This is a genomic window from Actinosynnema sp. NPDC023794 (genome assembly GCF_040639675.1).
Lineage (GTDB): Bacteria > Actinomycetota > Actinomycetes > Mycobacteriales > Pseudonocardiaceae > Actinosynnema > Actinosynnema luteola.
In genome coordinates this window covers 469,656-482,413 of record NZ_JBFAFR010000002.1, presented here as the reverse complement: position 1 = coordinate 482,413, position 12,758 = coordinate 469,656, and the positions used below count along the sequence as shown (strand labels likewise).

At 71.2% G+C, this 12,758-nt stretch carries 12 protein-coding genes; 1 reads left to right on the top strand and 11 read right to left on the bottom strand.

What is annotated here, in order from left to right:
* Positions 1 to 21 precede the first annotated feature (21 nt).
* From ftsW to AB0H12_RS06845, 3 genes are all read right to left on the bottom strand, one after another.
* On the bottom strand, positions 22 to 1,470 hold the full coding sequence (gene ftsW, locus AB0H12_RS06855; protein ID WP_499621378.1) for a putative lipid II flippase FtsW: 1,449 nt from the start codon (positions 1,468 to 1,470) through the stop codon (positions 22 to 24).
* A 61-nt stretch (positions 1,471 to 1,531) separates the two neighbouring features.
* Entirely contained in the window at positions 1,532 to 1,708 is a 177-nt protein-coding gene (locus AB0H12_RS06850; protein ID WP_499621376.1) for a DUF397 domain-containing protein, read from the bottom strand.
* Between the two features lie 19 nt (positions 1,709 to 1,727).
* Positions 1,728 to 2,576, bottom strand: coding sequence for a helix-turn-helix domain-containing protein (locus tag AB0H12_RS06845; RefSeq protein ID WP_499621374.1), 849 nt, complete (start codon positions 2,574 to 2,576; stop codon positions 1,728 to 1,730).
* Between the two features lie 97 nt (positions 2,577 to 2,673).
* Between AB0H12_RS06845 and AB0H12_RS06840 the strand changes: the two genes are divergently transcribed.
* Positions 2,674 to 2,994, top strand: a complete 321-nt coding sequence (locus tag AB0H12_RS06840) for a hypothetical protein (protein ID WP_499621372.1) — start codon at positions 2,674 to 2,676, stop codon at positions 2,992 to 2,994.
* On the opposite strand, the gene murD is transcribed toward AB0H12_RS06840, so the two are convergent.
* The 8 genes from murD to rsmH form a co-directional block, all read right to left on the bottom strand.
* Positions 2,982 to 4,361 carry a UDP-N-acetylmuramoyl-L-alanine--D-glutamate ligase gene (murD, locus tag AB0H12_RS06835; RefSeq protein ID WP_499621371.1) on the bottom strand — a complete coding sequence of 460 codons (1,380 nt, stop codon included), beginning with the start codon at positions 4,359 to 4,361 and terminating at the stop codon, positions 2,982 to 2,984. The genes AB0H12_RS06840 and murD overlap by 13 nt on opposite strands.
* 2 nt (positions 4,362 to 4,363) lie before the next feature.
* The gene (mraY, locus tag AB0H12_RS06830; protein ID WP_230570221.1) at positions 4,364 to 5,452 is read right to left on the bottom strand and encodes a phospho-N-acetylmuramoyl-pentapeptide-transferase; all 1,089 of its coding nucleotides are present in this window, start codon (positions 5,450 to 5,452) and stop codon (positions 4,364 to 4,366) included.
* Positions 5,449 to 6,909: a UDP-N-acetylmuramoyl-tripeptide--D-alanyl-D-alanine ligase gene (locus AB0H12_RS06825; RefSeq protein WP_499621369.1), complete on the bottom strand. Its 1,461-nt coding sequence runs from the start codon at positions 6,907 to 6,909 to the stop codon at positions 5,449 to 5,451. Before AB0H12_RS06825 ends, mraY begins: the two co-directional genes overlap by 4 nt.
* Positions 6,906 to 8,435: a UDP-N-acetylmuramoyl-L-alanyl-D-glutamate--2,6-diaminopimelate ligase gene (locus AB0H12_RS06820; protein WP_499621368.1), complete on the bottom strand. Its 1,530-nt coding sequence runs from the start codon at positions 8,433 to 8,435 to the stop codon at positions 6,906 to 6,908. Before AB0H12_RS06820 ends, AB0H12_RS06825 begins: the two co-directional genes overlap by 4 nt.
* Before the next feature lie 146 nt (positions 8,436 to 8,581).
* Complete coding sequence (locus tag AB0H12_RS06815; RefSeq protein WP_499621366.1) at positions 8,582 to 9,067, bottom strand: hypothetical protein; 486 nt, start codon at positions 9,065 to 9,067, stop codon at positions 8,582 to 8,584.
* Between the two features lie 57 nt (positions 9,068 to 9,124).
* Positions 9,125 to 11,035, bottom strand: coding sequence for a peptidoglycan D,D-transpeptidase FtsI family protein (locus AB0H12_RS06810; protein WP_499621364.1), 1,911 nt, complete (start codon positions 11,033 to 11,035; stop codon positions 9,125 to 9,127).
* A 64-nt stretch (positions 11,036 to 11,099) separates the two neighbouring features.
* Entirely contained in the window at positions 11,100 to 11,711 is a 612-nt protein-coding gene (ftsL, locus tag AB0H12_RS06805) for a cell division protein FtsL (protein WP_499621361.1), read from the bottom strand.
* Complete coding sequence (gene rsmH / locus AB0H12_RS06800; protein ID WP_499621360.1) at positions 11,708 to 12,655, bottom strand: 16S rRNA (cytosine(1402)-N(4))-methyltransferase RsmH; 948 nt, start codon at positions 12,653 to 12,655, stop codon at positions 11,708 to 11,710. The genes ftsL and rsmH overlap by 4 nt, the downstream gene beginning before the upstream one ends.
* Positions 12,656 to 12,758: the final 103 nt, after the last annotated feature.

Genomic DNA, 12,758 nt, shown 5'->3' with positions numbered 1-12,758 from the left:
GTACCGCTGTGTCCGGTACCGCTAACGCCCGTCACGCCGCCTGGACCGCGCGTCCCGGTCCTGGCCGGCCTTTCGGGATTCGCGACGACGGTACTCCGACGGCGGAGCGTGACGACCGGCCATCCTCCGCTCGTCCACGGGAGGCGGCGCGGCCTTGCGGCCTCGGGGAGGCGGCGACGGCCGCACGGGGCGCCGCTTCGGCGGCGGCTTGTAGACCACGGGCGCGGGCAGCTTCAGCACGCCGCCGACCCGGCCGGGGCCCAGTGACCGCAACGCCGAGACCGCGTCGGGCTCGTGACGTGCGCAGTTGGCGAGGATGCCGAACACGAACATCGTCGTGACGACCGACGTGCCGCCGGAGGAGATCATCGGCAGCGTGATGCCGGTGACCGGCAGCAGCTGCACGACGTAGCCGATGTTGATCGCGGCCTGCGCGACCAGCCACACCGTCAGCGTCGCGGACACCATGCGGATCCACGGGTCGGTGTTGCGCGCCGCGATCCGCAGGCCGACCACCGCGAGCAGGACGAACAGGCCGAGCACCAGCACGCAGCCGATGAAGCCCAGCTCCTCGCCGATCACGGCGAAGATGAAATCGCTGTGCACGTTCGGCAGATAACGCCACTTCGAGCTGCCGTTGGTGAGGCCCTTGCCCAGGAACCCGCCCTCCGCCAACGCGTACAGCGCCTGCAACGCCTGGAGCCCGTCGCCCTGCGGGTCGGCGGCGGGGTTCAGGAACGTCTGCACGCGCTTGAACCGGTAGTCCGAACCGAGCGCGAGCACCAACGCGCCGGTCACCGCGCCGATCGCGATGATCCCGAAGATCCGCATGGGCGCGCCGACGAACCAGAGCAGGCTCATCAGCACGACACCCAGCGTGATCGTGCCGCCGAGGTCGGGTTGCAGCATCACCAGCGCGAACACCAGCATCGCCACGGGGACGACCGGGACCAGCAGGTGCCGGTACTGGTCGAGGAGGGCGCGCTTGGTCACCAGGACGTGCGCGCCCCACAGCGCCAGGGCGAGCTTCGCGGGTTCGATCGGCTGGAACGAGATCGGCCCGACCGTGAACCACGACTGCGCGCCGCCCAGGACCGAGCCGAGCGGGGTCAGCACGAGGACGAGCAGGATCACGCAGACGAGCATCGCCATCGTGCTGCCGTGCCGGATCGTGCGCAGCGGTATGCGCAGGACGATCAGGAAGACGATGGCGCCGACGCCCACGTACAGCAGTTGCTTCTTGAACACGCTGTAGGCCGACGCGCCCTCGGCGACCTCGCCCGGCGCGGACGCGGACAGCACCATGATCAGCCCGAGCACGGTGAGCATGCCGAAGATCGCGAGCAGCAGGTGGAAGTCCGCCAGGGGACGGCCGAGCCAAGCGGTCAACGACGTCCGCACCGCGACCGCGCGCTTGCGCTGTGCTCTGGGCGGTCGCTCCCCCACCGGCTTCCGGTCCACCGCAGTCATGCGCCCATCGTCTCCCGCGCGGCCCGGCGAACGCCGCCAATCGGCCGCGTGTCAGCGAGATTCATCCCCGCTTGACACCGGCCAGGAAGATCGCCATGGCCCGGCTGCCGAACTCGAGGACCGGCCCGGGAGCATTTTTGCTGTCCCGGACCCGGAACGCGTCAGTCGACGCGGCGACCTCCACGCAGTTGCCGCCCGCGCCGTTGCTACGACTGCTCTTGCGCCATTCCGACCACATCACGCGCTCCCAGGACGAGCTAGAGATCAGCGATCACCCTCTTGATGAACTCGGCCGACTCCCGCACATCGAGGGCGGTGGCCCTGAGGTGATCGAGGACCAGGCTATACCGCTCCAGGTCGGCGGCCTCGTCCAGATAGACCCCGCCGGTCAGGTTGTCCACGTAGACGATGCTCGGGTAGCCCTGGAACCGCAGCAGCGAGAAAGCCGTCCCCATCGCCATGTGCATGCCCTTGTCGAAGGGCAGCACCTGGATCACCACATTGGTCATGAGCGACACCGCCAGCAGTTGTTCCAACTGGCGTCGGTCGACCTTCCGATCGCCGGTGGTGCGGCGGAGCGCGGCCTCATCCACGATCGCCCACACCGACAGGGAGCCGTCGGTGACCCGCCTCTGGCGGGTCTGCCGCAGAGCCACTTTCCGCTGGACCACCTCATCGGGGACATCCGGTGAGTAGGCCCGCAGCACCATCGCGGCGTATTCCTCGGTCTGGAACAAGCCGGGGATGAGGTCGATCTCAAAGGTGTTGATCATCGAGGCTTCGGACTCCAGGACCACGAAGTCCGAGAACCAGTCGACCAGCCCATCGCCGAACACGTGCCAACGACCGCGCTGCTTGGCGATCCTGGCCAGCCGTTCCAGCCACGCCAGGGTCTCGGCGTCCGCGTTGTACAGTTGGCCGAGCGCCCGCGCGTCCACAATGGACACGCCGGTGCCGCCCGCTTCGATCCGGCTGATCTTGGACTTCGAGAAGGCCAGCGCCTGCACCACGTCGTCGAAGTTCTTGCCGGCCCGTTCGCGGAGCTGGATCAGCGCCTTGGCCAGCAGTCGCCTCCGGACACCCGGGCCGGTGTTGCCTTGCGTCATGATCCGATGCTATCGGCAATATGGCTCACCGAAAGGGTGAACTTCGAGATATCCCTAAGTGGCATATTGCAGACTGACGGTGGTGCACCTTTGGCGCATGATCTCCGATGCGCTGGCCCGCGCCTTCCACCTGCTCGACCAGGACATGCTCGGCTACCTCGACGCCGTCGAGCTGCTGACCAACGAGCACGCAACCGACGACGAAACCGTCGCCGCCGTCGCACGCACGGAAGTCCCGCGCCTGGTCGCGGCCCTGCGCGGCACGCTCGGCAACCACCAGGCCGACGTCTTCGGGCTCTGCCTCGGCTGCGCGCCGACGTGGCTCGACGGCCGGTTCACGCGCACGCCGTGGCCGTGCCCGGTGGTCGACGCCGCTCACACCTACCTGAAGGACCCGGACAGCATCTACCCGCGCTGACCGACCAACCCCACCACCGCGTCGGCGAACGCCTGACCACGGTGGGCGTAGTCGCTGAACATGTCCATCGACGCCGCCGCCGGGGCCAGCACGACGGCATCACCCGGCCGCGCCATCGAACGCGCGGCGCGCACGGCGTCCTCCATGGACGCGGCGGCATCGTCGGCGGGGTCCAACACCGTCACGGGCACCGACGGCGCGTGCCGGGCCAACGCCGAAGCGATCACCTCGCGGTCCGCCCCGATCACCACCGCCCCGCGCAACCGATGCGCCTCCTCGCGCACCAGCTCGTCCACCGACGCGCCCTTGAGCAAGCCGCCGGCCACCCACACCACGCTCTCGTGCGACCGCAACGACGCCGCCGCCGCGTGGGGGTTCGTGGCCTTGGAGTCGTTGACGTAGGCGATCCCGTCGGCCGTCGTCACCAGCACGGCCCGGTGCGCCCCCGGCCTGAAGTCGCGCAAACCCTGAGCGACCGCCGCCGCCGACACGCCGTGCGCACGGGCCAGCGCCGCCGCCGCCAGAGCGTCGGCGATCCCGGGCGGCCCACCGGGGTGGACGTCGGCGACCGGCAGCAACACCTCGTCGGCAGGCCCGAACGCCCGGTCGACCAACTGCCCGTCGTGGACGCCGAGCTGCCCTTCCTCCGGCCACCCGAGCGTGAAGCCGACGTGCGCGGCGGCCGGCGACGAGGCCAGGAGCCGCGCCACCACGGGGTCGTCCACCCCGCCGACGGCGACCTCTCCGGTCAGCACGCCGGCCTTCGCCGCCGCGTAGGCCTCGAACGTGCCGTGCCAGTCCAAGTGGTCCTCGGCCAGGTTCAACAGCACCCCGGCGAACGGCCGCACGGACGGCGACCAGTGCAGCTGGAAGCTCGACAGCTCCACCGCCAGCACCCGACGCCCGGCCAGCAGGGCGTCCACCACGGGCAACCCGACGTTGCCGCACGCCACCGCGTCGATCCCGGCCGCGCGCAGGATCGACTCCAGCATCCCGACCGTCGTGGTCTTGCCGTTCGTCCCCGTCACGGCGAGCCACGTCGGAGGGTCGGCCAGCTCCAGCCCCATCCGCCAGGCCAGCTCGACCTCGCCGATCACCTCGATGCCCGCCGCCTTCGCCGCCTCCAGCAACGGGCTGGACGGGCGCCACCCCGGGCTGGTCACGACCAGGTCCGTGCCCGACGGCGGCTCGACCAACCCGGGCGTCAGCGTCACGCCGGGCAGCAGCTGCTCCAGCGCGGCGAGGCGGTCGGCCGAACCGTCGGTCACGGTGACGACGGCGTCCGCCGCCAGCAACGCCTCCGCCGCCGACCGACCGGTCACCCCGGCGCCGGCCACGAGGACGTGACGACCTGCGAGGAATCCCATCGTCAGCTCTCGACCGCGGTCAGCCACTCGCTGTAGAACAGGCCGAGCCCGAGCATGCAGCACATGCCCGCGAGCAGCCAGAACCGGATGATCACCGTGGTTTCCGCCCACCCGGCGAGTTCGAAGTGGTGGTGGAACGGCGCCATGCGGAACAACCGCCGTCGTGACGTCCGGAAGACCGCGACCTGCAGCACCACCGACAACGCCTCGACCACGAACAGACCGCCGATGACGACCATCAGCAGCTCGGTGCGCGTGGCGATGGACAGGCCGGCGACCAGACCGCCCAGCGCGAGCGAGCCCGTGTCGCCCATGAAGATCTTGGCCGGCGCGGCGTTCCACCACAGGAAGCCGATGCAGCCGGCCATCGCGGCGGCGGCCACGAGCGCCAGGTCGAGCGGGTCGCGCACGTCGTAGCAGCCGGCCACGAGCAGGTTCGAGCAGTTGTAGCGGAACTGCCAGAAGCTGATCACGACGTAGGTGCCGAGCACCATCGCGGACGTGCCGCCGGCCAGGCCGTCCAGGCCGTCGGTCAAGTTGACCGCGTTCGACCAGGCGCTGATCGCGGCGTAGCAGAACACCACGAACCCGACGACGCCGAACGACACCACGGCGATGTCGCGCACGAACGACAGGTTCACCGAGGCCGGCGTCATCCCGTCCTTGTTCGGGAACTGGATGACCAGCACGGCGAAGATGATCGTGGCCACGAACTGGCCGACCAGCTTCGCGGTCTTGTTCAGGCCCAGGTTGCGCTGCTTGCGGATCTTGATGAAGTCGTCCAGGAAGCCCACGACGCCCAGCGACGTGGTCAGCATCAGCACGAGCAGGCCGGACGCGCTCGGCGTCTGGTCCTGCGCGGACGCCGACATGGAGTTCACCAGGTGCGAGCCGAGGTAGCCCGCCCACATCGCGACCAGGATCGCGACGCCGCCCATGGTGGGCGTGCCGCGCTTGGTCTTGTGGCTCTGCGGTCCCTCTTCACGGATCTCCTGGCCGAAACCCTGCCGGGAGAAGATCTTGATCAGGTACGGCGTCAGCATGATCGACGTGATCAGGGCGATGGCCGCCGCGATCAGGATGCTCTTCACTTGCTGACCGCCTCCAGGAGAGCCTCGGCAACCCGCCACAGGCCGTATGAGTTGGATGCCTTCACCAGGACGACGTCACCGGGCCGCACCTGGTCGCGCAGCAGCTCGACGGCCGCCGTCACGTCGGGCACCAGAATCGCTTCTTCGCCCCAAGATCCTTCCAGGTGCGCCCCCTGGTGCATCGCGCGGGCGTCCTGACCGACCACGACCAGCTTGTTGATGTCCAAGCGGACCGCGAGCCGGCCGATCTCGTCGTGCGCGCGGATCGAGTCCGCGCCCAGTTCGGCCATCGGACCCAACACCGCCCAGCTGCGGCGGGCGGGCGTGGCGGCCCGGGAGATGGTGGCGAGCGACTTCAGCGCCGCGCGCACCGACTCCGGGTTGGCGTTGTACGCATCGTTGATGACGGTCACACCGTCAGGACGTTCGGAGACCGCCATGCGATGCGCGGACACCCGTGCCGCAGTGCCGAGGCTCCGCGCGACCTGGTCCGGGGTCGCGCCGAGCTCAAGCGCGATGGCGGCGGCGGTGAGGGCGTTGCCGACCTGGTGCGGCCCGTGCACGGCCAGTCGGACGTCCGCCTCGCCCTGCGGCGTGACCAGGGTGAACCGGGCGCGGGCCTGCTCGTCCAGCTCGATGTCCTTCGCGCGGACCTGCGCGGAGGGGTTCTCGCCGACGAACACGACCTTGGCCTTGGTGCGGTCGGCCATGCCCGCGACGAGCGGGTCGTCGGCGTTGAGGATCGCGATGCCGTCCGCGGGCAGGGCCTCGACCAGCTCGCCCTTGGCCTTGGCGATGTTCTGCCGCGAGCCGAACTCGCCGACGTGCGCGCTGCCGACGTTCAGGACCGCGCCGACGCGGGGCACGGCGACCTTGCACAGCTCGGCGATGTGGCCGATGCCCCGGGCGCTGAGTTCCAGGACCAGGAACCGGGTGTGCTCGTCGACGCGCAACGCCGTCCAGGGGTGGCCCAGTTCGTTGTTGAACGACCCCGGCGGCGCGATGGTCGGGCCCAGCGGTGCGAGGACCTGGGCGATGAGGTCTTTGGTGGACGTCTTGCCGGACGACCCCGTCACGCCGACGACGGTCAGGTCCGCCAGCCGGTCCGTGACGTGCCGGGCGAGCTTGGCCAGCGCCTTCAGCACGGCCGCGCCCGAGCCGTCGGTGTCGCCGGACAGCACGTAGGCGTTGCCCTCGGCCCGGTCGACGGGTGGCGCGATGACGGCGGGCGCGTCGACCTCCCGGCCCGCCAGCACGCCGACCGCGCCCTGGGCCACGGCCTGGGCGGCGAAGTCGTGGCCGTCGACCCGTTCGCCGGGCAGCGCCAGGAACAGGCCGCCGGGCGTGACCTTCCGGGTGTCGAACTCGACGCTGCCGGTGACCACCTCGGCGCCGGTGGCCTGGTGCAGCGTGCCGCCGACGACCTCGGCGATCTCGGCGAGGCTGAGCTGGATCACCGGGTGGCTCCTCTGATCGCGCCGGTCAGTGCGTCCACGTCGGAGAACGGCTGCACGACGCCCGCGACCTCCTGGCCGGTCTCGTGGCCCTTGCCCGCGACCACGACGACGTCGCCGGTGCGCGCGAGGGACACGGCGTGCTCGATGGCGCGCAGGCGGTCGCCGATCTCCACGACCTCGCCGCGCTCCTCCTCCGGCACGGACAGCGCGCCGTGCAGCATCGCGGCCCGGATCCGCGCCGGGTCCTCCGTGCGCGGGTTGTCGTCGGTGACGATCAGGACGTCGCTGCGCCGTGCGGCTTCCTCGCCCATGAGGGGGCGCTTGGCCGTGTCGCGGTCGCCGCCGCAGCCCAGGACCGTGATGACGCGGCCGGTGGCGCGGGCGCGGACCGCTTCGAGCGCGAGGGCGACGGCGGCCGGCTTGTGCGAGTAGTCCACGACGGCGGTGAAGTCCTGGCCCTCGTCGACGCGCTGCATGCGTCCGGGCACCTGGACGTTCCTGAGGCCCTCGCGGACGGCTTCGAGCGGGATGCCCCGGACGTGCAGGCAGGCGATGGCCAGCAGGGCGTTGGCGACGTTGAAGTCGCCGGGGAGGCTGAGCTCGACGTCGAGCGTGAGGCCGTCCGGGCCGTGCGCGGTGAACGTCTGCTCGCCCGTGGCGGAGACGGTGACGTCGGTGGCCGTCCAGTCGGCGGGCTTCGTCGTCGCGACCGTGACCGTGGCGTCCTTGACCAGGCGCGGACCCCACTCGCCGTCCACGCAGACCACCTCCGTCCGGGCCCGGCCGTCGAACAGCTCGGCCTTGGTCCGGAAGTAGTCCTCCATGTCCGGGTGGAAGTCCAGGTGGTCCTGGGAGAGGTTGGTGAACGCGCCGACCGCGAACCCCACGCCGCCGACCCGGCCGAGGCGCAGCGCGTGGCTGGAGACCTCCATGACGACGTCCGTGGTGCCGCACTCGGCCATCGCGGCCAGCAGGGCTTGCAGGTCGGGCGCCTCGGGGGTGGTGAGGGCGCTGTCGAGCCGGTTGCCCGCGACGCGCGTCTCGACCGTGCCGATGAGCCCGGTGGCGCGACCGGCCGCGACCAGGGCCGACTCGATCATGTAGCTGGTGGTGGTCTTGCCGGAGGTGCCGGTCACGCCCCACACCGCGAGCTTGGTGGACGGGTCGCCGTAGACGCCGGAGGCCAGCAGCCCGAGGACCGCGCGGGGGTCCGGGTGCACCAGCACGGGCACGCCGTGGACCTTGGCCGCGCCTTCCTCGTCGGTCAGAACGGCCACCGCGCCCTGCTCCACTGCTTGGGCGGCGAAGTCGGCGCCGTGCACCCGCGTGCCCGGCAGCGCGGCGAACAGGTCGCCGGGTCGCACGTGTTGGGCACGCAACGTCACGCCGCTGACCTGGACGTGCGCCCGGTCCGGGGCGGTCAGGTGGGCGTCGACGGCCGTGGCGAGCTCGGACACGGCAACGGGCTGGGTGCGGGAAGGGCGAGGCGGAGCGGTCGCGACCTTGCCCTCGAGCTTGGCAGGCACGCGCGGAAGGCTACCGGCGCACGGAGAGTGTTCGGCCGGCACGTCCACTCCGGACCGGTTTTCCCGTCCCGCCACACCGCTGAACCTGAATCCTTTTGCACTTTAGGGGCGGTGCAGGCGGGTTGCGGGCGGTGGAACGACGCCGATCAGCACTCGCCCCGGTAAGCGACCGCGGTTTCGCGGGCGGCGGTCGTCGGTTCGTCGTTCAACGCCGCGATCGCGTCCACGGCGGGCACGCCGCCGTCCAGCTTGCGCTTCGCGTCGGCCGCCGCCAAGGCGACCGCGCTGAAGTGGTGGCCCATCTCGGGGTGGTCCGCGAACAGCACACCGTGCAACGCCATGCTGCTGACGTAGACGTTCACCGTCCGCCGTTCCTCCGGGGTCTCCCCGTCGGCGAGCGCGATCACGGCCAGGTCGAACACGGGACCGGCGGCGGTGGCGAACGCGTTCAGGTCCGAGCACACCTCGACGAGGGACTTGCCCCCGGTCGGCGACGGCGCTGGTGACGAGGTGGACGAGACCGGTCCCGGTGGTGAACCGGCCACGTCACCGGAACCGGAACCGCACGCCGCCAAGGCGACCATCACGACGCCCGCCACTGCCACCGGGGCCGGCCGGCCGAGTTCTGCCATGCCGGAAACGCTAATCGGCGGCGACCCGGCGCCACCGGCGTTGGCAGGAACCGGACGTCACCGCACCAGCGGCACGATCGGGCTCTGCTCGGCCGACATCGGGATCTGGTAGCGCTGCGCCAGGTACGACGCGACGTCGTGGAACAGGGGCGCGGCCGACTGCGGGCTCCCGGTCGGGTTGTCGAGCATGATGCCGACCACAAACCGGGGGTCCTCGGCGGGCAGGATGCCGGCGAACGTGATCCAGTACTGCGAACTGCTGTAACAGCCGCACTTCGGGTCGATCTGCTGCGCCGTGCCCGTCTTGCCGCTGATCTGGTACCCCGGCAGCGCCGCCGGCGTGCCCGTGCCGCTCTGCAGCGCCGAGTCCGACCCCGGCGCCTTCTGCACCACCGCGCGGAACATGTCGCGGACCGTTTTCGCCGTCTGCGGCGACACGACCCGCTCGCTCTCCGCCGGGGCGATCTCCTTGCGGCTGCCGTCGGCCGACACCTCGGCGCGCACGATGCGCGGCGCGATGCGCACCCCGTCGTTCGCGATCGCCTGGTACATCCCGGTCATCTGCAGCAACGTCATGTTCAGGCCCTGCCCGATCGGCAGGTTGCCGAACGTCGAACCGGACCACTGCTTCAACGGCGGCACGTACCCGGGCTCCTCGCCGGGCAGCCCGGACTGGGTCCGCTCGCCCAAGCCGAACTTGCGCAGCATGTCCGAGTAGCGGTCCTGGCCGATCTTCTGCGCCGTCATCAACGTGCCCACGTTGGAGGACTTCGCGAACACGCCGGTGAACGTCATGTCCAGCAGGCCGTGCTCCCACCAGTCGCCGATCACCCGGTCGGCGACCTCGATGCTGCCGTCGACCCGCAGCACGCTGTCCGGCTGGTAGACGCCGTCCTCGATGGCCGTCGCGGCGGTCACGACCTTGTTCACCGAACCCGGCTCGAACACCGAGGTGACCGCGACGTTGCGCTTCTGGTCGTCGGAGGCCTTGCCGAAGTCGTTCGGGTCGAACGTCTTGTCGTTGGCCATCGCCAGGATCTCGCCGGTCCGGCTGTCCAGCACCACCACGGAGCCGCTGCGCGCCGCCGTCCGGGCCGTGTAGTCGGTGACCATGCGCTGCAACGCGTACTGCGTGTCCAGGTCCAGCGTCAGCTCGAGGCTCTTGCCGGGCGTGGCGGCGGCCAGCTCCTGCGACCGGCCCGGCCCCGGGATGACCACGTCGTCGTTGCCCTGCATGGTGTCCACGACGCGCAGCCCGTTGCGGCCGGCGAGCAGGTTGTCCTGCGCGATCTCCAACCCCAGCAGGCCGTGCGTGGCGGGCGGCTCCGCGTCCTTGCGCCAGTTCGCCGCGCCGATGATGTTCGACGCCAGCTCGCCGTTCGGGTACACGCGCACGGCCCGCGCCTCGGAGCCGACGTTGTAGTACTTCTCCGTGATGACGGCGGCCTTGCCCGGGTCGACGTTGTCCACCAGCTCCACGTACGTGGTGTCCTGGGACAGCTTCGCGAGCATGGTGTCCCGGTCCGTCTTCTGCCCGGCGACCTCCTTGCCCAGCGTCTGCTCGATGAACGCGGCGATGTCGGCGATCCGGTCCTCGAAGCTGCCGATGTCCGGGTCGTCCTCCAGCGCCTTCGCCCACTCCGCCCGCATCCGCTGCGGCACGACGTAGAGCGCGCGTGCCTCGACGCTGAACGCCAACTGGTTGCCGTTGCGGTCCAGGATCGAGCCGCGCTGCGCCAGGATGTCGATCTTCGTCGCGCGCTGCTGCTCGGCCTGCGCGGACAACGCCTCCGCCTGGAAGCCCTGGACCTGGACCAGCTTGATCCCGGCCAGCAGGAGCGCACCGACCAGCAGCAGCCGGCCCACGGCGATGCGGACCCGGCTGTTGCCCCCGCGCCGCGCGCGGGGAGCGGGTCCCCGGACGGACAACGGGCGTCGCACGGGTCTGCCCCGGCTGGGCCCCGGCATCACTGACCTCCTGGTACCGGCTGTCGCACTGGTTGTTCACGCCTGTGGTTCCGCGAGCCCGCGGTCAGCCTTGCGGTGGCTGTTGCCCGCCCGCCTGCTGTCCGGTCTGGTCGCCGGCGGGCGGTTGCTGCCCGGCCGGGTCCTGCGCGGGCGGCGTGGTGGACGACGTGGGCGGTGGCGGCGGCTGCACCGCGGACGGCTTGCCGTACACCTCGATCGAACCGTCCGGCAGCTGCCGCAACCGCGCCGGATCGCCCGCCGGGACCAGGCCGAGCTTCGTCGCGGCGTCGGCGAGGCCCGGCGGCGACTCGGCCAGCGCGACCTCCCGCCGCAACTGCTCGACCTGCCGGGCGAGCCTGGTCTCCTCGGCCCGCGCGTCCTGCAACCGGTACGAGTCCGCGGTCGCCGCGGTCGCCAGCCACATGATCGCCGCGATGCCGACGCCCAGCACGACCATCACCATCACCACGAACGGCGCCTTGGGCGCCACCGTCGGCTGACGGGTCACCGAAGTGCGGCGCTTCGACGACGTGCGCTGCGCACGCCGCGCGTAGGCCCGTTCCGCCGCGGCCGAACGGCGGCGCTCCGCCGGCACGGCCTTCAGCGCGCGCTCACGGGGCTTGGACGACCTGGTCGGGGACGGCACACCGCCACCGGACCTCGCCGGCGCCGTCATGTCGCCTCCCGGATGCGTTCCGCCGCCCGCAGCCGCACGGAGGCGGCCCGGGGGTTCTCCTCGATCTCCTGCTCGTTCGCCTGCTCCGCGCCCCTGGTCACCATCCGCAGCTGGGGACCGTGCCCGGGCAGCTCGACCGGCAGGTCCTGCGGTGACGTCGACGTGGCCAGGGCGGTGAACGCCCGCTTGACCATCCGGTCTTCCAACGACTGGTAGGACTCCACGACGATCCGCCCGCCGACGGCCAGCACCGACAGCGCGGCGGGCAGCGCCAGGCGCAGCGACTCCAGCTCCTCGTTCACCTCGATGCGCAACGCCTGGAACGTCCGCTTCGCCGGGTGGCCACCCGTCCGGCGGGTCGCCGCGGGCACCACGTCGTAGAGCAGCTCGACCAGCCGACCGCTGGTGGTGAACGGCTCCCGCTCGCGCTCCCGCGCCACGGCGCCGGCGATCTTGCGGGCGAACCGCTCCTCGCCGTAGTCGCGCAGGATCCGGGTCAGGTCGTCCACCGAGTACGTGTTGAGCACGTCGGCCGCCGTCATGCCGGTGCCCGCGCTCATCCGCATGTCCAGCGGCGCGTCCTTGGAGTAGGCGAACCCGCGCTCCTCGGCGTCCAGTTGCAGCGAGGACACCCCGAGGTCCATCAGGATCCCGTCGACCTTCGCGCCGCCGACCGCCGAGGCGATCCCGTCGTACGTGGTCTGCACGAACTCCACGCGATCGGCGAACGGCGCCAGCCTGCGCCGGGACAGCTCGATGGCCTGCGGGTCGCGGTCGAGCCCGACCAGCCGCACGCGCGGGTGCGCCCGCAGCACCGCTTCGGAGTGCCCGCCCAGGCCGAGCGTGCAGTCGACGAACACGGCGTCCCTATCGGCCAACGCGGGGGCCAGGAGGTCCAGGACGCGGTCGAGCAGCACCGGCACGTGACGCGCCCGCTCCACCATGTCCCCTCCCTCGATGGTCCCCCCTCACAAAGACAAGAAATTCGGGTGTCGTCAGGTCCCCGCCCGCCCGTCGGACCTGGCGCCGGGGAAGGTGCGCCAGGGC